We start from the raw sequence: 19,331 nt of genomic DNA, 5'->3' as shown, positions 1-19,331 counted from the left end.
AGCTTCCTACAGGCCAACCCAAGCTGCTTTTCGTATCTTCTTTCCGAAGGAATCTGACGGTAGCGCTACCGCTCCGCTTCCCAACGCCTCCGCCATGCACACGATGATTGCCGAAGACTTGCTCAACCAGATGATTCCGCCACTGAAGGTGTCGGATACCGTCGGGAAAGCGGCCAAGTGGCTGGAGGAATTCCATGTAGGCCAGCTGCCGGTGCTCGACAACCGTCGCTACCGTGGCCTGGTTACGGAAAGCGACCTGCTGGATTTCGAGCAGGACGATAAGCGCGACCAGCTGCTCGAGAGCCTGGCCCTGGGCTACGCCAATGTGCACGTGCAGCAGGACCAGCATTTCTACAGCATCATGGAAATGGCCATCCAGAATAAAGTGCAGCTCGTGCCCGTCCTCAACGAAGCGCAGGAATATATGGGCGTCGTGACTGTGAATGATACGCTGGCCGCTTTCGGGCAGCAGCCTGTGGCGGCCGGGCAGGGGGCCGTACTGGTGCTGTCCATGGAGGAGCGCGACTACTCCTTGACCACCATCAGCCGCTACATAGAGGAAAACAACGCCAAAATCCTGAGTGCCCACGTTGCGCAGGACGAGCTGGACCCGTACCGCATTCGGCTCACGCTCAAAGTCAATACCCCCAATCTCACCCGGATTGCGGCCACGCTGGAACGTTTCGGCTACACCATCACGGCGCAGTTCAACGGCATTGGCGAGCTGGGCGAAGACGAGCAGGAACGCTACAACGCGTTGCTGAAGTACCTGAGCCTGTAAGTGCCGTTCCTGATGAGCAACCGGCTCTGGCTGCTGGTAGTGCTGCTTGCCGTGGGTTTTGCCGCAAGGGCCGGCACCCACCTGCCCGCTGCTCCAGGCTATGCCTTGGCTTCCCCCGATTCTCTGCGGCGCGAAACCCTGGACAGCCTGGTACAGGCGCAGTGCCCCGGCTATCCGCTGCTGCGCGTTGCCTCGGTGCTGTTTGTCGGCAATAGCGTCACTAAAGAGCGTATTCTGCGGGCTGAGCTGGACTTCCGGGAAGGCGACACGCTGACGGCTGCTCGGCTGGCAAAGCAGCTGGAAGCTAATCGGCGGCGCCTGTTCAATCTGCAGCTGTTCCATCAGGTGCTGGTGCAGGTAGCCTGCCGCAACGGCGAGCTGGCGGTGCTTTTCAGCGTGCAGGAGCGGTGGTATACCTTTCCGGTGCCCATCTTTTCCCTGGCCGACCGCAACTTCCGCGCCTGGGCGAACCGCTCCGACCGGTGGAGCCGCGTGGATTACGGCCTGCACCTGACGCGCAACAATTTCCGGGGGCGCAACGAAGTAGTGCGCGGCAATCTGCAGCTGGGCTTCAACCGCAAGTATGAGCTGTTTTACGAGGCCCCCGGCTATGGCCGGCGGCGGCGCATTGGGTTCGGGGCCGGCGCCTCCTACTACCGCGCCCGCGCCCTCGACTACGCCACCGTAGCAGACCAGCTGGCTACGTTTCGGCCCGTTGCGGGCAGTCCGATAGAGCGGCAGTACTATACGGCCGGGCTGCGGTGGCGGCGCACCGTGCAGCTGCTGGCGGCGCTGGATGTGAGCTACCACCACGAGCAGATATCCGACTCCATCAACCTGCTCAACCCCGACTACTATCTTGGGCGCACCCGCCGCGAGTATTTCGATTTCGGCCTGAGTGGCACGCTCAACCAGCGCAACACTTTCGCTTATCCACTCACGGGCCGCTACGCCCAGGCTGCCCTGGTGTACCGGCACTTCCTGGCCGATGCCGCCCCGCCCCAACTGCTGGCGCGGGCCCGCTATGCTCGCTACCTGGCGCTGGGTGGGCCACTCTACTATAGTGCGGCAATACAGGGGCAATTGCGGTTCAGCCGCCGCCTCAGCTACGCCGACAACCGTGCCCTCGGCTACGAAGCTCTCGTCCGTGGCTACGATGCATACGTAATAGATGGTCGGCATTACGCGCTGCTGCAGCAGGGGCTCAGCTACCGCATTTTCGATGCCGGACGAGTGAAGCTGAAAGGAGTCAGCAACCCCAAAATCAATACCATTCCGCTGGTGCTGTATTTAAATACCTTTGCCGATGCCGGTTATGTGGGGGCGCCAACTGCCGCAGGCGGCAACTACCTGCCCCGGCGCTTGCTGGCGTCTGCCGGCGTGGCCCTGCACTTGGTTACGTACTACGACCGGGTGTTCACGGCCGAATACACGCGTAATCTGCGTGGGCAAGGCGGGTTTTTTCTTCGCTCCGAGTTTCCTATCTGACCACTTCGTCCCGTTGCTCGGGTTACGCTTTCATTATGAAAATAGCCATTCTTGGGAAGCCTTTTGATGACGGAAGCCTGCAGTTCGTGCAAGACTTGCTGGACGATCTGCTCCGTCGCCAGACTGAAATCAGCATAGCGGCGCCTTTTTATGAGCACCTGAGTAGCCGATTGGCTTTGCCCGAAAGCATCCGCACCTTTAGGCGTGGCGATTCGCTGCGGGGCGTGCAGTTTGCCCTCAGCATCGGCGGCGACGGAACGTTGCTGGACACGGTTACTTATGTAGGCAGCTATCAGATTCCAATCCTGGGTATTCATACCGGGCGCCTTGGTTTTCTGGCTACCATCACCCCCGACCGGATTGCGCAGGCCATGGACGCTCTGTTTAAAGGGCATTTCGTACTGGAAGAGCGCAGCCTTATACGGGTTGATACGGACCCGGAAGTGTTCGACGGTATCAACTTTGGCCTCAACGAGTTCAGTATCCTCAAGCGCGACACTTCTTCCATGATTGTCGTGCACACCTACATCGATGGGGAGTATCTTAACTCCTATTGGGCCGATGGGCTGGTAGTAGCCACGCCCACCGGCTCTACGGGCTACTCGCTTAGCTGCGGAGGTCCGGTAATGTTGCCGCAAACAAACAATTTCATTATTGCTCCCGTATGTCCGCACAACCTCAATGTGCGTCCCCTCATTGTCTCCGACCGTAGCGTGATTTCATTTGAAATAGAGGGCAGAAGCAACCAATTTCTGCTTTCTCTCGATTCACGCTCGGTAGCAGTTGATGCTGGAATACAGATTGCGGTTCGCCGTGAAAATTTCACAGTTCGTCTCGTAAAACTGAACCATGTTAACTTCCTGAGTACCTTGCGCAGTAAACTGAATTGGGGGCTCGACCGCCGAAACCCGGCCGGAACGCCGGTATAGTAGATATTCTTTTTCTACTATTTGTTTTTTTAGTTCCCGGTATCTCCTAATTTTGTCGCTGACTGTGAGTGTGCCTTTCTTGGTTTCATTCTTCATCACCTTTGATATTCTTAACCACCGCTCCATATGAAGCAAATTGTCACCTACACCCTAGCGCTGGTACTGGCCTTGCCGCTGGTAGCCACAGAAGCTAGTGCACAGCAGTTCAGTAAGCGAAAGCAGTACAACTCTGTGGGCCTGACCATTAATGCGATGAACTACTTCGGCGACATCACGCCCAAGCCCAGCGTTCCTAGCCTGCGCTTTGGTGCTACGCGCCTCAACGTTGGAGCCAGCTTCACTCACCGCTTCACGCCCCGGATTTCGGCCCGTGCCGCTCTGGCCTACGGTACCATCACCGGCGACGACTCCAAAGCAGCTGATCCGAACGACCCGGACGCAAAATACCGCTACAACCGCAACATGAGCTTCCGCAATAACCTGGCAGAGCTCTCCGTTGTAGGTATTTTCGACCTGATTCCGAACCGCAACACGTATGTGAAGCGTCCTGATCTGGTTCCTTATGTGTTCGGTGGTATTGCTGGTTACACCGGCAACCCCCAGGGTAACCGCAATGGCAGCTGGGTTGATCTGCAGCCGCTGAAGACAGAAGGTGTTTCCTACGACAAAGCCGGTATCGCCATTCCTTTCGGTGGTGGTGTGCGCTATAAAGTCAACAAAAGCTTCGACGTAGGCCTGGAAGTGGGCTTCCGTAAGACGTTCAATGACTATCTTGACGACGTAAGCACCGTGTATGTAGATCAGTCTACGCTCAGCTCGGATGCTGCCAAGTATTTCGGTGGCGGCAACGCTCTGAGCAACACGGGTGAATTCGCTAATTTCAACGCTCCCGGCAGCCAGCGTGGCAAGAGCGACGAGGATGATTGGTATGTAACTACGGGCATTACCGTAAACTACATCCTTGCTCCGCGCGTTAAGAGCCCCAAATTCCGCTAGTCAGTCTCACTGGCTAGTATCACCTACAGCCAGTCAGATGACCAAAGAGAATATCTTCAAAACACTCCTTGTCTGCTCCGTGCAGGCAGGGAGTGTTTTTTTTGCTCAGTCGGCCCTTGCGCAATACACCAGTGAAATAGGCGTGGGGCTGGGTGGCCTCAACTACAAAGGCGAACTGTCGCCGGGCTACCAGTTCAAGAACAACCGGCCCGCTCTGACGGCCTTTTACCGCAAGGATATTTCGGCGCCCATTACGCTGCGAGGTGGCTTCACGGCCGGGCTGCTACGGGCCGCCGACAGCAACGTGAATGGCGTCAATGGCCAGCCAGCGCCGCTGAATTCCTATCGGCAGGCGAATATGAAGGGCAGCCTGTACGAAGCCTCGGCCATAGTCGAATATAACTTCTTCAACTACCACTACCGAAAAGCCAAGGTCCATTTCACGCCTTATGTTTTTATTGGCTTAGCCGGGTTTTTGGCTAATACCACCACCGCCACCGATAATGCCGCGCTGCCTTCTCTCAACCAGAGCGGCAGCATGTTAGGACTGGCAGTGCCGGCTGGGTTTGGCTTCAAGTACGCTCTGTCTACGCACTGGAACCTGGGCCTGGAAGCAGGAGCGCGCAAAGCCTTCACAGACAAGCTGGATCATATTGATGGCCAAACAAGGGGCCAGATGGATCTGGCAGGCAACCGCCACGACCAGGACTGGTACTTCTATAACGGGATAAGTATTTCCTATACCTTCTATAAAATCAACTGCCCTCCGCAGTACAAGGACAACCCGAAGCTGTTGCGTTAGAAGCTTTTGTAGAAGGGGGACGAATGCAACCATTTGCGTAACTTGCGGCCTCTTTACGCAAAAAGTACCAATGGCCGTTCGGTCCGAAATAGACCCCCAGAATATTCCTGCCCACGTTGCCGTAATAATGGACGGCAACGGACGTTGGGCCAAGCAGAAGGGCGGCCTCCGCATCTTCGGGCATCAGAGTGCCATTACGGCCGTGCGCGAAACGGTGGAAGCTGCTGCCGAGTTAGGCGTGCGCTATCTGACGCTCTATGCGTTTTCCACCGAAAACTGGTCGAGGCCGGCGCATGAGGTAATGGCCCTGATGCAGCTGCTCGTGCACACCATCCGGCAGGAAACGCCTACGCTGCTCAAAAACAGCATCCGACTGCAGGCTATCGGTCAGACGGAAAGCCTGCCGGCGTCGTGCCAACGCGAGTTGGCGGAAGCTATGGAGCTGACCAAAGACGGCAACCGCATGACACTGGTGCTGGCGCTGAGCTACAGTGGCCGCTGGGACCTGACCCAGGCCGCCCGGCGTATGGCGGCCGATGCGGCCGCTGGTAAGCTCCGGCCGGAAGAGGTGCAGGAAAGCACGGTTGCCCAGTATCTGACTACTGCCGGCATGCCCGACCCCGAGTTGCTGATTCGTACCAGCGGGGAGCAGCGCATCAGTAATTTTTTGCTTTGGCAGCTAGCGTATACCGAGCTATATATAACTGACCTGCTGTGGCCTGATTTCCGGCGCACTCACTTTGAGGAAGCAGTAAAGGCCTATCAGCGCCGGGAGCGGCGTTTTGGGAAGACAAGTGAGCAGCTAACCGTTTCGTAAGGTTTCAACGACAGAATGAATTCTTCTTTGCATACGATGGGCCGGGTTGCGGCCGTAGTATTTACGCTTGGGCTCGGGTTTCCGTTGGCTGGCATGGCGCAAACCGCTCCGGCCGCGGCCGCTGAGGAGCCAAAACGCTATGAGTTAGGCGGTATTACGGTTAGTGGTGCCCGCTATCTGGATACAAATACGCTGATTGGCCTGACCGGCCTGCGGATTGGCGACCCTATATCAATACCTGGTGAGGAAATCGGCAAGGCCATTCGCAAGCTGTGGGACCAGGGAATCCTGGGCGACGTAAGCGTGTCCATTTCCCGTACGGAAGGGAATCGTATTTTTCTGGATTTCAACCTGAAAGAGCGTCCGCGCCTGTCGAAGTTCGAGTTTACGGGCATCAGCAAGGGCCAGGCGCAGGACCTCGAGAAGAAAATCAAGCTGATCCGGGGCAAGGTGGTAACGGATGCTTTGCTGAGCAACACCCGGACGCAGGTGCGCAAGTTCTACACCAACAAGGGCTTTCTGGATGCCAAGGTGAACATCACGCAGCTGCCTGACTCCAGCCTGTCGAACAGTGTTGTTCTGAAGATCAACGTAGACAAGGGCGGCAAAATCCGGATTAAGGACATTGCCTTCGAAGGCAACGAGTCTTACAAGGACAGCAAGCTGAAAGGCAAATTCAAGAAAACCAAGGAGAAGAAGTTTCCTAAAATCCTGAATTCCGGCAAGTTCCAGCGCGCTGAATTTGAAGAAGATAAGAAAAAGCTCGTCGAATTCTACAATGCTGAAGGGTACCGCGACGCTGTAATTGTGTCGGATACGCTGGTGCGCAACGGCGATGCGCTGGCACTGCGCATTACGGTGGACGAAGGGCCGAAGTATTACTTCCGCAACATCAGCTGGGCCGGCAACTACCTCTACGACGACAAGACCCTGGCTTCGGTGCTGGGCATCAAGGAGGGCAGCGTGTACAGCAAGGAAACGCTGGATAAGCGCCTGAACTACAACCCCACGGGCCAGGACATTACGTCGCTCTATATGAACGACGGCTACCTGTTCTTCTCCATTGACCCGGTAGAAACCAAGGTAGATGGCGACTCGATTGATATTGAGATGCGCATTACGGAAGGCGTGCAGGCTCGCGTTAAGGATATCAACATTGCCGGCAACACCAAGACTTCCGACCACGTGTTGCGGCGGGAGCTGCGGACGCTGCCCGGCGACAAGTTCAACCGTGAGCTGCTGATTCGTTCCCAGCGCGAAATTGCCACGCTGGGCTACTTCGACCCGGAGAAAGTAGGCATCAACCCCGTTCCCAACCAGGCCGACGGCACCGTAGACATCAACTATACCGTAGTAGAGAAGCCTTCCGACCAGATTACGCTTTCGGGCGGCTGGGGTGGCTATGCCGGTTTCATCGGTACGGTGGGTTTGGTGTTCAACAACTTCTCCCTGCGCAAAGCCGGCGACTTCCGGAACTGGACGCCCGTGCCCGCCGGCGACGGCCAGCGCCTGGCCCTGAATGTGCAGGCCAACGGACTGCAGTACCAAGCCTACTCGTTCTCCTTCACGGAGCCGTGGCTGGGTGGCCGCAAGCCCAATTCGTTGTCGTTCAGCCTCAACAAGAGCATTCAGCGCGTCGGAACGAGCTTCGATGCCAGCTCGGAGCAGTCGATTAAGGTAAACAGCGCTGCTATCAGCCTGGGCCGCCGCCTGCGCTGGCCCGATGACTATTTCACGCTGAGCAACTCGTTGTCGGTGAGCCAGTACAAGCTGAAGAACTACCCGTATTTCCAGGGTTTCAGCAACGGCAACGCCAACAACATCACGCTCAACACCACTCTCTCCCGCAATAGCATCGACAACCCGACGTACACGCGCCGGGGCTCGTCGCTGGCCATGAGCGTGAACCTGACTCCGCCTTACTCCGTGTTCAGCGGCTCTCACCCGAACGTGAACGAGTGGGTGGAATTCCACAAGTGGATGTTCGACGCCTCGTGGTTTACGCCTATTGTGGGCAAACTGGTGCTGAACACGCGGGCACACTTTGGCTTCATCGGCACCTACAACAGCTCCCGTTCTATCGGTCCGTTCGAGCGGTTTAAGCTGGGTGGCTCTGGCTTGGCGGCCGGCGGCGGCGGCAATTTCCTGGTAGGTACCGAATACATCGGTCTGCGCGGCTACTCCGATCCGAATGACCCGAACGCGCTGCCAACGGCCCGCTCGGGCGCCAGCGGCGGGGTTGCCTACAATAAGTATGTGATGGAACTGCGTTACCCGGTGTCGCTGAACCCAGCGGCCACAGTTTATGTTCTGAGCTTTGCGGAGGCGGGCAATGCCTTCAACAATTACACCGACTACAACCCCTATAAATTGTACCGTTCGGTTGGTTTTGGCGCCCGTGTCTTCATGTCGGCATTTGGTTTGCTAGGCTTCGACTACGGCCGGGCCTTCGATACTGTTCCTCGCACGAGCAGCACCCAGGCTACCCAGGACCGCAACCAGTTTCACTTCATCATCGGCCAGCAGATTCGCTAACCTACGCGGCGGCGGGCCAGCTTTATGTTTTTGCACTCATGAAAAAACTGCTTTCCACGCTGGCCACTTCGCTGGTGCTCCTGTTCGCTGCCAACTCCTCGGCCTCAGCTCAGAAGTTCGGGTACGTAGACTCTGAGTTTCTGATGGGCAAGATGCCTGCTTACGCGCAGGCCCAAACCGAGCTCAATACCTTGTCGACGAACTGGCAGAAGGAAATTGAGGCGCAGAAAAAGGACCTCGACAAGCTCTACCGCACCTATCAGGCGGAGGAAGTATTGCTGACCGAGCCGATGAAAAAGAAGCGGCAGGACGAAATCCTGAAGAAGGAGCAGGACATCAAAACCTACCAGAACAAGATTTTCGGCTACGAAGGCCAGCTGTTTAAGAAGCGGCAGGAACTGACCAAGCCGGTGCAGGACCAGGTGTTTGAGGCCATTGAAAAAGTGGCCAAGAAAAAGCAGCTGGCCATTGTGTTCGATAAGTCCGGTGACCTGACCATGCTTTACACCAACCCCGTGCACGACTACACGGAGTTTGTGATGGAAGAGCTGGGCCTGGCAACCGAAGACCGCAACCAGACGGCGCAGAAAGGTAGCGTGAAAACCGTGGCGACACCCAAAACGCCCGCCGCCGGCGACGAGGCCGATGTTGACAACGAGAAGGGGGCCACTGCTCCCGCTTCGCGTACTACCCGCCCGGCTGGCCGAAAAAACTAACTTTGCACTACTAACTTCCTCTGACGTTCCCTTTTGATGACTACCATGAACATGTTCCGCGTTGCATTGGCTGCGGCCGCCCTCACTTTCACTTCGGCAACGGCTGCCCTGGCGCAGGCTCCTACTACGGCAAGCACCACCACCAGCGGCCCCCTGAAAATCGGTTATACCAGCGTGGAGTACGTGCTGAGCCAGATGCCCGAAAGCAAGCAGATTGAATCTGACCTGAAAGCCTTCAGCACGCAGCTGGAGAACCAGCTCAAGAGCAAATACCAGGAGTACCAGACCAAAGCGGCAACCTACCAGCAAGGTGCTGCTACGATGGCAGAAGCAGTACGCACGGACAAGGAGAAGGAGCTGACTACTATGCAGCAATCCATCCAGGAGTTTCAGCGTAGCGCCGACCAAAGCCTGCAGCAGAAGCAGCAGACGCTGCTGAAGCCTGCGCTGGACAAGCTGCAGAAAACCATCGACCAGGTGGCTGACGAAAACGGCTACACCTATGTGCTGAACTCGGATGGCGCCAGCCCCGTGCTACTGCACGGCCCCAAGGATGGCGACATTTCGGACCTGATTCTGAAGAAAATGGGCGTAACTCCGGGTGCCGCTCCGGCTGCTCCTACGGCCGCCCCAAAAGCTGCTACCCCAGCCACGCCGGCTGCTAACACCAAAACGAAAACCAAAACGAAGAAATAAGGCTTTCTAAGCCCTTATCATTCGGCAACGAAGCCGGAGCCCTGTGCTCCGGCTTTCTTGTTTGTAGAAGCGCTCTGCTGAGCCTGCTAACTGCCCTCCCTATGACCTCCGCCGACCCGCATGAAGAAGACCTGTCCGCTCCATACGCATTGCCCGATGAGGACGACGCGGACGAAGGCGACGAACTGTACGAGCATCACCGCATTCAGGCCGACCGTCGGCAGGAACTGCTGCGCCTCGACAAGTTTCTGCTGAACCGGCTGCCCAATGTTTCGCGCACCAAAATTCAGACTGCCATTGAAGCGCAGGCGGTGCAGGTAAACGAGCGGGCAGTGAAGTCGAACTACCGCGTGAAGCCCGGCGACGTCATTACCATCACGCTGCCGGAGCCGCCGCGCGAGTTCAAGGTGCTGCCCGAGCCTATGCACCTCGATATCCGCTACGAGGATGAGGCGCTGTTGCTCGTGAATAAGCCCGCCGGAATGGTGGTGCATCCGGCTTTCGGCAACTGGAACGGGACGCTGGTCAATGGCCTGGCCCATCACCTCAACAACCTGCCAACGGGCCGCAACGGCGAAATCCGCCCGGGACTGGTACACCGCATAGATAAGGATACGTCCGGCCTGCTGGTAATCGGCAAGACCGAGTGGGCTATGACGCATTTGTCGCAGCAGTTTTTCCACCATACCATTGAGCGCACCTATCTGGCGTTGGTGTGGGGGATTCCCAAAGAGACGCAGGGCACTATTCGCAGCAACATCGGGCGGAGCCTGAAAGACCGGAAGGTACAGGCCGTGTTTCCCGAAGGCGACCAAGGCAAGCACGCTGTTACGCACTATAAGGTGCTGCGCACGTTTGGGCATGTGGCCTTGGTGCAGTGCAACCTCGAAACCGGCCGCACGCACCAGATCCGGGTACACATGAAGCACATTGGCCATCCGCTGTTCTCTGATGCTACCTACGGCGGCAACAAGGTGCTGTATGGCCAGCGTACCGGCGCCTACAAGGCTTTCGTGGAAAAAGCCTTCGAGCTGATGCCCCGCCAGGCGCTACATGCCAAGTCTCTGGGCTTCGTGCATCCCAACTCCAGCGAAACGATGCAGTTCGAGGCGGAGCTGCCTGCGGATTTCGCGGCTGTTCTGGCTCACTGGGAGCAGTATGCTACCTAGGTATCACGCCTTGGTGCATACCAACAAAAAGGCCCGCTACTTGTGTAGCGGGCCTTTTTGTTGGCGGAAGAATAACCAGGTTACTTCTTCTTGGCAGCCGTTTTGGCAGGAGCCTTGGCAGGTGCTTTCATCGAGTTGATAACCGAGTTGGCACTTTCGTTGGTCGGATCGAGGGCCAGCACTTCCTTGTAGTAAGGAGCTGCGGCCGTCTTGTCGCCCTTCTGGTAGTAGTAGTAGCCGAGGTAGCTGTTGGCCTCTACCAGACCGTCTTTGTACTTCGAAGGATCAGCCTTTGCCATTTCGATGTACTTCTCGTAGTGTGGCTTGGCCAGACCCTGCTTGGAATCCGGATCCATGTAGTAGTTCGCCTTGGCACGCATCAGGTAGCCAGGAACGTAGGTCGGGCGGGCTACCAGTACAGCGTTGTAGAGGCTATCAGCCTTGTCGTACTGCTTGTTGCCACCGTATGCCACGGCCAGACGGATCTGGTCGGTCAGTTCCGGCGTAGCATCAGCCTTCATCTTGGCCTGGTAGGCCTTGATGGCAGCCGGGTAGTTTTTAGCCAGCATGTAGCTCTGCGCCAGTTCATTCTGCAGCTCAGCAGCTTTCTTGGGGTCAGCGGCTATAGCCTTCTGGATGGCGGCAGTGCCTTCATCTGCGCGGCCAGCTTTGGAGAGCATCTTACCGTAGTACACGTAGTCTTCGGTGATGAGCTTGTCCGCCGGCTGCAGCTTCATGTACGATTCCATGGCCGTCACAGCTTCTGTGTTCTTGTTGGTTTCGAACAGCGAGTACGCCTTCAGACGGTTCATGGTCACGTTCTGCGGGTCGCGGGCCAGTACCTTGTCTATTTCCACCAGTGCTTCGGGATATTTCTTGGTCAGAAACAGAAACGAAGCATACTTGGCATCCGTGCCGGGCGACTTCTCAGCTACACCCTGGTACTTCTGGAACGTCGACAGAGCCTCGTCGTACTTGCCGGCGTAGAAGTAGGTTTCGGCAAGGGCATTGTAGGCAGGAGCATAGTTGGCATCAGCAGCAATAGCCTGCTCGAAAGCCGTGCGGGCATCGTTGTAGTTGCGCGAACGAACGTTCAGCTCCCCTTTACGGTAGCTGGCCAGCGCGTTCTTGGGGTCTGCCATCAGCGCGCGCTCGTAGCTGTTCATAGCTTCGCCGCCACCGTTTTCAGACTTAGCGTAGATGTCGCCGCGGGCAATCATCAGAGCTGCATCGTCTTTGTTCTTATTGAGCTTATGGGCAGCTTCTACGTAAGAAAGGCCTTTCGAAGCGTCCTTCAGATCCGACTCGGCGTAGGCCTGCGCAATCATCGTGTACACTTTGGGGTCTTTGCTCTTGCTGGCTTTCACGGCATTGTCGAACTGCACCTGCGCCTCAGCTGCTTTGCCCTGCGCCAGAGCAGCACGGCCGGCTGCCACCATCGTCATGGGGTCTTTGGGGTTGAGGGCAATGCGGTTGAAGTAGAAAGCAGCTGAGTCCGGCATATCGCGCATCTGATACAGACGGCCCAGTTCAAAGGATGCTTCGGGCGAGGATCCTTGACGGAGCAGCGCGGCGCGAGCTTCGCTGTAGCGCTCCAGTTCGATGGACTTCTGGGGCGTCTGGGCGAAGGCGGCAGAGCCGGAAACCGACAAGGCAACGAGGAACGAAAGATTCCAGGGCTTGAAGTTCATGAGCATTGGAAGTTGGAAAATGGGGTGTTGTGGAAAAGAAGCCGTATCCTACTTCTTGGAAGTAGTTACGATACGGGTTTGGCCAGTGGCCGGCATCAGGCCCGATTTCAGGACGATGAGCTGGCCTTTGGTACCTGCTACAAAGGATGCAAAACCGGTGCCAAGACCGGCGCGCCCTTCACGGCTGATGATATAGACGTCACGGCGCAGAGGATACGTTTTCAAGGCAAGGTAAGCCTGGTACGGTTGCAGATAGTCATCAGGAGAAGCAGGATTCGCTGATTTGCTGATGCTTGCAATCGTAACACGCTTCAGGAAGCGCTGTACGGCCGCATCATCCCGGTCGCTTATCCAGTTGGCACCTACTATCCCAATGGCATTAGGATGAGTTGCAACGTAATCCAGCAGTGCCGGGTTCGATTTGGCGGCATAAACCCGCTTCGTCAGGGGCACACCACGCGTAATGGAGTCCTGCACGTAGCGGGTGGTGCTGGAGCGGTTGGCGTCGAAAACCACATCTACCGTGCCCAGCTTATTGGTGCTGCTCACCTGCTTCCACTCCGCATTCTGGCCCGTGAAAATGGCTTTCAGCTGTGCCAGCGTCAGCAGAGAATCGGGGTTGGAAGGGTGCAGAATGATGGCCAGGCCATCGGTAGCAATGTGCGTAGTACGCGGGATAAGCAGTTGCTTTTCCAGCTTGGCCTTTTCGGGGGCCGTCAGGGGGCGGGCCATTACAATGGCGCGAACCTTACCGCTCATCAAATCCTCAGCTACGTACTCCTCAGCCTTGTATTCAGCGTCTATGTGCGCTAGAGTGTACAACTGCTGAAACGTGTCTACCTGCGACTTTAAGATAGGAGCAAACGTTTCGTCCACACTGATCTTGATGCGGCCGCTGGTAGGCGTGTCGTCGTCCGGGCCGTTGTTGGCCTCCGGATTGCGGTTGCAGCTGGCCAGCAACAGGGCAGGCAGGGCCAGCAGAAGGGCCGGGCGGCGCAGGTTAGCGAATGGTACGGTCATGCCTGGAGGAAGAGTTCTGGAAATGTTCCCGGTAGATGCGGACAAATCTAATGATTCCGTATAGTACGAATACGCCTCCCAGAATCCGGCGGGTATTCGGCGTAATGTCGAGCGGAATAGGAGCTACCCACAAACATACTCCCAATATCATGTACACGACGGTCATCAGGATAAGGAAGTAACGCATCAGCGTTTTGGGAGACGTCTGGTTCAGGCGCTCTTCAGTGGTGGGACGGTTGTACATGGTGGTTGATTCAGCGCGAAAAAGCTTGTTACAACTATAACACGAAATTTCCCTGTGCTGGTTCGCCTCAACGAAATGGGCCGGTAGTTATTGCCACAAAAAAAGTCAAAAATCGGCCGGTTCAAGCTGAACCGGCCGATTTTTGACTTTCCGGCGTTTCGCTACCCATGGGCCAGCTGGCTGGGCAGCATGAGCATCAGGCGCTTGGCTGCAGGAGCAAATTAATCGTAGCGAAACGTAATGGGCATGTTGTAGCGCACCGCCACCGACCGTTTGTTCTGCTGCCCGGGCACCCAGGAGGGCATATTCTTCACCACCCGAACGGCTTCTTCGTCTGTGCCGAACCCCAGTCCCTTCAGCACCTGCACATCGGCAATAGAGCCATCGGCCTGCACCGTGAAGGAGATGAAAACCTTGCCCTCGATATTGTTGCGCAGGGCCAACGATGGGTATTTCAGGTTCTTCTGCATGTAGCGCACCAGCGCCTCATTGCCGCCCACAAACTGCGGCATTACTTCCGCCGTGATGAAAGGCGCCGGTGGAGAAGCCGTTTTGGCGGTGCCCGAGTCAGCGCTGCCTTTGCCCGTGCCTACGCCGGTGCCAACGTCGGTGCCGGGCTTGCCCACGGAACCGGTGGAGGCATCCACGTCAACAACCGGCCCGATGTCAACAATGTCGGGCTTGGCAATTTCAGGCTTCGCCAGATTATCCTTCACTACCCGGGTGGGCACCTCAGCTACCGGCGGCCGGATGATGGGCTGCACCGCGCCGGCTGGTTCTGCTGGTTTCGTCGGCTCGAAAACGGGTGGCTTCATCGGCTCAATTACCCGGGGAAGGTCAGGCAGTAAGGGCGCTGCTTCTATCATGCGGGGAAACAGCCGGTCAAGCAACAGCGGGGCACACAGCAACAGCAGGCTCAGCGCAATACCCATAGCCGACGCGCGTGCCAGGTGCTGGTGATAGAGGCGGCGCAGCAGGAAGGCGCCGTAGGCTTTGTTTCGCCCCTCGAAGACCATGTCGTCGAGGGTGGCGGTGCGCAAATCGAGGGTTTTCATGGGAAATATGGGCTAAGGTGAAACGGATACACACAGCTATTCCCAAGCCCGGCCCATTCGCCTCAATCACAGTCACACCGCCTGGCTTTCATCGGTATAACGGGCCTGTATTTCTATATAGTATGCAAACCGTATAAATAATTTAGCAACAAAAAATCCCGAATCCGGCCGAAGCCAGATGCGGGATTTTAAGAAGAGCGAAACTCTGGTATCTTACTTGATGGCGAAGGTCACCGGTACAGTGTACGATACGCTAACAGCGCGGCCGTTCTGTTTGCCGGGAGCGAAGCGCGGCAGGTTTTTGATAACCCGCATAGCTTCTTCGTCGCAACCAGCACCAATACCCTTCTGGGTTTTCACGTCCGATACCTGGCCATCAGGACCAACTACGAAAGCAATGAACACCTTGCCTTCTACCTGGTTGCGGAGAGCCAGCGCAGGGTATTTGATGTTCTTGGCAATGTACTGCAGCAGGGCTTCCTGTCCACCAGGGAATACGGGCATTTGCTCCACGTACTGGTAAACCTTCTGCTCTACTACTTCCTCTACCACTTTATTGCCTTCACCAGCTTCCAAACCATTCAAGTCGATTGGGTTGTCGGTGTTGCCCTTTACCGTCACGGTAGAAACCACTTTGTCTTCCAGTTCCTTCTGATCCGGAATTTCCTCTACTTTTCTCACTTCCTCGTCTTTCTTAACGACGGGAGGCGTGAACTTGATAGTAGAGAGCTTGGGTGGCGGTGGTGGCGGCGCCTGAGGTGGCGGCGGTGGTGGTGGTGGCTTGGTTTGGTCCAGTGGAGGGGCATCCATCAGGACGTTTTCCTTCAGCATCTTGTCCTCTTCCACCACCTTTTCGTCGCGAAAGATCCGCGCAATCAGCGGAAAGCTCACCAACAGGGCGAAGACGGCAACGGCGATGAGAAGGGCGCGCGTGACGTGCTTGTTGTACAAGCGGCGCAACACATAGGCTCCGTAGGCTTTGTTCCGGCCCTCGAAGACGATGTCGTTGAGACTCGCCCGCGCTATTTGGGTGTTATCCATCATAGCCCGGAAGATTTTATGAGGTCTTCATCATCTTTCGAAACATCTACCATGGCGTACTTGCTCTGGTTGGTGATGTTCATTTCGTCGAGGATGTCCACCATGTTTTTGTAGTTGGACTTGTCGGAGGGCTTGATCAGAACCACCGTTTTGGGGTTCCGACGCTGACGCTCCAGCAGTACTTTCCGAATACCATCGGCAGAGTAGTCGGAAACCTTCAGTTCAGGTTTCACATCGGCTGCCAGCAGGCCTTCGTAGTAGTACAGCTTGTCATTCTCACTCATAACGATGGTGAAGGCGTCCGAAGCTTTGAGCTCACTCTGCTCTTCGGGGTTCTTTTCCTTCACCGGCATCGTGAGCTGCATCACGTTCGGCTTGTTGAACGAGGCGGTCAGGATGAAGAAGGTGAGGAGCAGAAAGGCCAAGTCCACCATTGGGGTCATGTCGATACGAGTCGACATTTTCTTAGCCCGCTTCTTCCCGCCTTTTCCACCCCCGCCGGAGTTCTGTTGTATTTCTGCCATGGCTTAGCGAGGATTAGCGTGACACCACCGGCTTGTTTTCCAGGTCGGTGATGAGGTTGAAACGGTTGATGTTCTTGTCCTGCAGAATCTGGATTACCTTCTTCACCGTCGCTACGTCGGCGTTGTTGTCGCCTTTGATGGCGATAAACGTCGGCTTGGCAATGGCTTCCTGGTTGGCTTTGCGGGCTTCCATCACCCAATCAATAATCTGGTTATTGAGCGAGTCGATAGGAATGCCCGGCTGATTCACCTTTTTGCGCTGCTCGGTGTTCAGGCTCAGCAAAGCGCCAAGCTGCTGCACCGGTACGCCAAAGGAGTTCAGGTTGGCAAAGTTCTTCTGCTGCTTCGCGTCGAAGGTGACACCGTATTTGGCGGCCATTTTCTCAAGCAGCAAGGGCTTGGCCTTGTCGCTCTCGAAGCCGAAGAAAACACGCTTGTCTTTGTCGATAAGCAGCCGAATAATGTTGCTTTCCGGCAGTTTGATGTCCGAGGTAGAAGAAGGAGTATCTACTACTACCACTTCCTCGGCCGCAAACTTGGTGGTGAGCATGAAGAACGTTACCAGCAGGAAGGCCAAATCCACCATTGGAGTCATGTCCAGCGAAGGATTCGTTCTATGGGGCTTTACTTTAGGCATGTGCTGGGCGGATTAGAGTATTCAGAAAACGAAACTTATAGCTTCCGTATTGCGACAACCGCAACTTAGGCCGTGTAAGTTTCCTTTTCGCCGTGCTGCGAGGCGAAGGTCTGAATAATGCTAAAGCCGGCTTCGTCGATGCTGTAGGTCAGCTCGTCAATTTTGCTGGTGAAGTAGTTGTAGGCGATGATGGCCAGAGCCGAGCCGGCAATACCGATAGCCGTGTTGATCAGAGCTTCCGAAATACCTTCTGCCAGAGCTACTGCGTCAGGAGTACCAGCCTGGGCAAGTGCCGAGAAGGCCTTGATCATACCGAATACCGTACCGAGCAGACCTACCAGCGTCGAAACCGAAGCAATGGTCGAGATGATAACCAGGTTTTTCTCCAGCATGGGCAGCTCCAGAGCCGTCGACTCTTCGATTTCCTTCTGGATGGCGAGGATCTTCTGGTCTTTGTCCATGCCACGCTCACGAGCCATTTCCTGATACTTGATCAGGCCCGACTTCACTACGTTGGCTACCGAGCCTTTCTGCTGGTCGCAGGCGGCAATAGCACCGGTGATGTCGTTCACGTTCAGCTTCTGACGGATGGTGCGCACGAAGCTTTCGATGCTCTTGGTGCCTTTGGCTTTGCTGATGGTGAGTAGACGCTCAATAGCGAAGATCAGTACCATCAGGAAAAGCGACATCAGGACGGGTACGATAACGCCACCCTTGTATACAATGCCGAGGTAGTTGCCGGGGAGTGCTGCGTTGGCGTTGTTGCCACCTACGAAGTTGCCCGAATTGCCCAACACAAACATGTAGATGGCAACGCTGACAAGGAAAGCCAGCGGAATAACGATGGCAGCAAATGCGGAGCCGCCTTTTGCCTCACCTTGTGTGGCCGGAGCGGTAGGCCGCACGTTCTTGTTAAGGGCATTCTTTTGTTCCATTGTTCCGGAGTGTTAAGGGAGATGGTGGTGAAAGGTAAACTGGTGTTGAAATGGGTAAGTGAACTTGAGAAAGCCTATAAGACAGCAGTGCCCCGCTCACCCGCACGCCTTGCCGAGGCAAATACGTGGGTCTGCTCGTGTGCGGGGCCCATTCGAAATTCAGACTATCCTAATGGCAAACCTAATTAAAAAAACGCAGTGTCGCCAAATGAAATCGGGGTTTAAACGCTTTAGAACGGGTAGGGCCCCGAAAAAAGGCTATTTCTTGGGTGTGGCAGGCTGCGCGGTGAGTATTTGCTTTTTGGCCTGCTCCCAATACACGTCCATCTGCGCCAGAGTCAGGTCGCGGAGCTGGTGGCCGGCCCGGTTGGCTTCGGTTTCCAGATATTGAAAACGGTGAATAAACTTACGATTGGTCCGTTCCAGCGCTTCTTCGGGGTTGATGCCGGCGTGGCGGGCGAAGTTGATCAGCGAGAACAGCAGGTCGCCAAACTCGGCGGCGGCCCGCTCCTGGTTGATGGTAGCCGGATCGGCGTGCGCAAATTCTGCTTTGAATTCCCCCAACTCCTCCTGTACCTTTTCCCACACCTGCTCCGGCCGCTCCCAGTCGAAGCCCGCACCACGCGCCTTCTCCTGAATGCGCATGGCCTTCACAAGGGCAGGTAGCGAGGTAGGTACGCCGCCAAGCACGGAGGTGTTGCCTTTTTCCTGCAGTTTCAGTTGCTCCCAGTTGCGCTTTACCTCTTCTTCCGTATCGGCATGCACGTTGCCATAGATGTGCGGGTGCCGGAAAATGAGCTTCTCGCACTGCGCGTTCAGCACGTCCGCAATATCGAACTGGCCGGTTTCGGAGGCTATTTTGGCGTAGAAGATCAGGTGCAGAAACACGTCACCCAGTTCTTTCTTCACGTCCGGCAGGTCGTTGCGGATGATGGCGTCGCTGAGTTCGTAGGTTTCCTCGATGGTGAGGTGGCGCAGGCTTTCCAGGGTCTGTTTCCGGTCCCAGGGGCACTCGGCGCGCAGGCGCTCCAGCACATCAAGCAGGCGGCCGAAAGCTTCCAGTTGGGCAGGGCGGCGGTCGGGGGTGTTGTAGTCCATTATTTCAAAGATACAACGCCGCGCCACACCTTTCCGTTAGGCGCGACGGACGGCGGCCCGCAGGCAGGACGGTAAGCCCAGCGGCAGGGCGTCCCGAACTACTACATGCATAGCGAAAGCAGGGGCGTTTCTCTACTTTTGCCCCATTCAAATAAAC

At 56.3% G+C, this 19,331-nt stretch carries 19 protein-coding genes; 10 read left to right on the top strand and 9 right to left on the bottom strand.

Translation table 11 applies throughout. The features are described from left to right. Nucleotides 1–94: 94 nt before the first annotated feature. The 10 genes from BUE15_RS00485 to BUE15_RS00440 all read left to right on the top strand — a co-directional run bounded on the left by BUE15_RS00485 (nucleotide 95) and on the right by BUE15_RS00440 (nucleotide 10,929). Nucleotides 95–781 carry a CBS domain-containing protein gene (locus BUE15_RS00485; RefSeq protein WP_084548718.1) on the top strand — a complete coding sequence of 229 codons (687 nt, stop codon included), beginning with the start codon at nucleotides 95–97 and terminating at the stop codon, nucleotides 779–781. 12 nt (nucleotides 782–793) lie between these two features. After that, on the top strand, nucleotides 794–2,269 hold the full coding sequence (locus BUE15_RS00480; RefSeq protein WP_139252058.1) for a POTRA domain-containing protein: 1,476 nt from the start codon (nucleotides 794–796) through the stop codon (nucleotides 2,267–2,269). Between the two features lie 35 nt (nucleotides 2,270–2,304). Continuing rightward, nucleotides 2,305–3,198 carry an NAD kinase gene (locus tag BUE15_RS00475; protein WP_073280733.1) on the top strand — a complete coding sequence of 298 codons (894 nt, stop codon included), beginning with the start codon at nucleotides 2,305–2,307 and terminating at the stop codon, nucleotides 3,196–3,198. A gap of 126 nt (nucleotides 3,199–3,324) precedes the next feature. Then, nucleotides 3,325–4,194 (top strand): DUF6089 family protein, encoded by an 870-nt coding sequence (locus tag BUE15_RS00470; protein ID WP_073280732.1) that lies wholly within the window; start codon nucleotides 3,325–3,327, stop codon nucleotides 4,192–4,194. 37 nt (nucleotides 4,195–4,231) lie between these two features. Continuing rightward, complete coding sequence (porG, locus tag BUE15_RS00465; RefSeq protein WP_073280731.1) at nucleotides 4,232–4,996, top strand: type IX secretion system protein PorG; 765 nt, start codon at nucleotides 4,232–4,234, stop codon at nucleotides 4,994–4,996. 70 nt (nucleotides 4,997–5,066) lie between these two features. Continuing rightward, nucleotides 5,067–5,813, top strand: coding sequence for an isoprenyl transferase (locus BUE15_RS00460; protein ID WP_073280730.1), 747 nt, complete (start codon nucleotides 5,067–5,069; stop codon nucleotides 5,811–5,813). Nucleotides 5,814–5,828: 15 nt separating this feature from the next. Then, a complete protein-coding gene (gene bamA / locus BUE15_RS00455; protein WP_084548716.1) occupies nucleotides 5,829–8,348 on the top strand; it encodes an outer membrane protein assembly factor BamA in 2,520 nt (839 codons plus the stop codon). Between the two features lie 38 nt (nucleotides 8,349–8,386). Beyond that, nucleotides 8,387–9,064, top strand: coding sequence for an OmpH/Skp family outer membrane protein (locus BUE15_RS00450; protein ID WP_073280728.1), 678 nt, complete (start codon nucleotides 8,387–8,389; stop codon nucleotides 9,062–9,064). A 36-nt stretch (nucleotides 9,065–9,100) separates the two neighbouring features. Continuing rightward, nucleotides 9,101–9,760 (top strand): OmpH/Skp family outer membrane protein, encoded by a 660-nt coding sequence (locus BUE15_RS00445; protein WP_244535838.1) that lies wholly within the window; start codon nucleotides 9,101–9,103, stop codon nucleotides 9,758–9,760. A 101-nt stretch (nucleotides 9,761–9,861) separates the two neighbouring features. Then, complete coding sequence (locus BUE15_RS00440; RefSeq protein ID WP_073280727.1) at nucleotides 9,862–10,929, top strand: RluA family pseudouridine synthase; 1,068 nt, start codon at nucleotides 9,862–9,864, stop codon at nucleotides 10,927–10,929. An 80-nt stretch (nucleotides 10,930–11,009) separates the two neighbouring features. Here BUE15_RS00440 and BUE15_RS00435 read toward each other — a convergent pair whose 3' ends face one another. The 9 genes from BUE15_RS00435 to mazG form a co-directional block, all read right to left on the bottom strand. Next, entirely contained in the window at nucleotides 11,010–12,620 is a 1,611-nt protein-coding gene (locus BUE15_RS00435) for a tetratricopeptide repeat protein (protein WP_170865159.1), read from the bottom strand. Between the two features lie 48 nt (nucleotides 12,621–12,668). Continuing rightward, complete coding sequence (locus BUE15_RS00430) at nucleotides 12,669–13,640, bottom strand: PstS family phosphate ABC transporter substrate-binding protein (protein WP_073280725.1); 972 nt, start codon at nucleotides 13,638–13,640, stop codon at nucleotides 12,669–12,671. Further along, nucleotides 13,621–13,884, bottom strand: coding sequence for a hypothetical protein (locus BUE15_RS00425; protein ID WP_073280724.1), 264 nt, complete (start codon nucleotides 13,882–13,884; stop codon nucleotides 13,621–13,623). Before BUE15_RS00425 ends, BUE15_RS00430 begins: the two co-directional genes overlap by 20 nt. A gap of 221 nt (nucleotides 13,885–14,105) precedes the next feature. Next, complete coding sequence (locus BUE15_RS00420) at nucleotides 14,106–14,939, bottom strand: energy transducer TonB (protein ID WP_073280723.1); 834 nt, start codon at nucleotides 14,937–14,939, stop codon at nucleotides 14,106–14,108. A gap of 213 nt (nucleotides 14,940–15,152) precedes the next feature. Continuing rightward, nucleotides 15,153–15,983, bottom strand: a complete 831-nt coding sequence (locus tag BUE15_RS00415) for an energy transducer TonB (protein ID WP_244535837.1) — start codon at nucleotides 15,981–15,983, stop codon at nucleotides 15,153–15,155. Then, a complete protein-coding gene (locus BUE15_RS00410; RefSeq protein WP_317614834.1) occupies nucleotides 15,980–16,441 on the bottom strand; it encodes an ExbD/TolR family protein in 462 nt (153 codons plus the stop codon). The genes BUE15_RS00415 and BUE15_RS00410 overlap by 4 nt, the downstream gene beginning before the upstream one ends. Nucleotides 16,442–16,517: 76 nt before the next feature. Then, nucleotides 16,518–17,141 carry an ExbD/TolR family protein gene (locus BUE15_RS00405; protein ID WP_073280720.1) on the bottom strand — a complete coding sequence of 208 codons (624 nt, stop codon included), beginning with the start codon at nucleotides 17,139–17,141 and terminating at the stop codon, nucleotides 16,518–16,520. 65 nt (nucleotides 17,142–17,206) lie between these two features. After that, nucleotides 17,207–18,076, bottom strand: coding sequence for a MotA/TolQ/ExbB proton channel family protein (locus BUE15_RS00400; RefSeq protein ID WP_073280719.1), 870 nt, complete (start codon nucleotides 18,074–18,076; stop codon nucleotides 17,207–17,209). Between the two features lie 258 nt (nucleotides 18,077–18,334). Beyond that, nucleotides 18,335–19,174 (bottom strand): nucleoside triphosphate pyrophosphohydrolase, encoded by an 840-nt coding sequence (mazG, locus tag BUE15_RS00395; protein WP_073280718.1) that lies wholly within the window; start codon nucleotides 19,172–19,174, stop codon nucleotides 18,335–18,337. Nucleotides 19,175–19,331: the final 157 nt, after the last annotated feature.

The organism is Hymenobacter psychrotolerans DSM 18569 (genome assembly GCF_900142395.1).
Lineage (GTDB): Bacteria > Bacteroidota > Bacteroidia > Cytophagales > Hymenobacteraceae > Hymenobacter > Hymenobacter psychrotolerans.
Note: the sequence above shows the minus strand (reverse complement) of the source record. Positions and strands in the feature narration are given on the sequence as shown.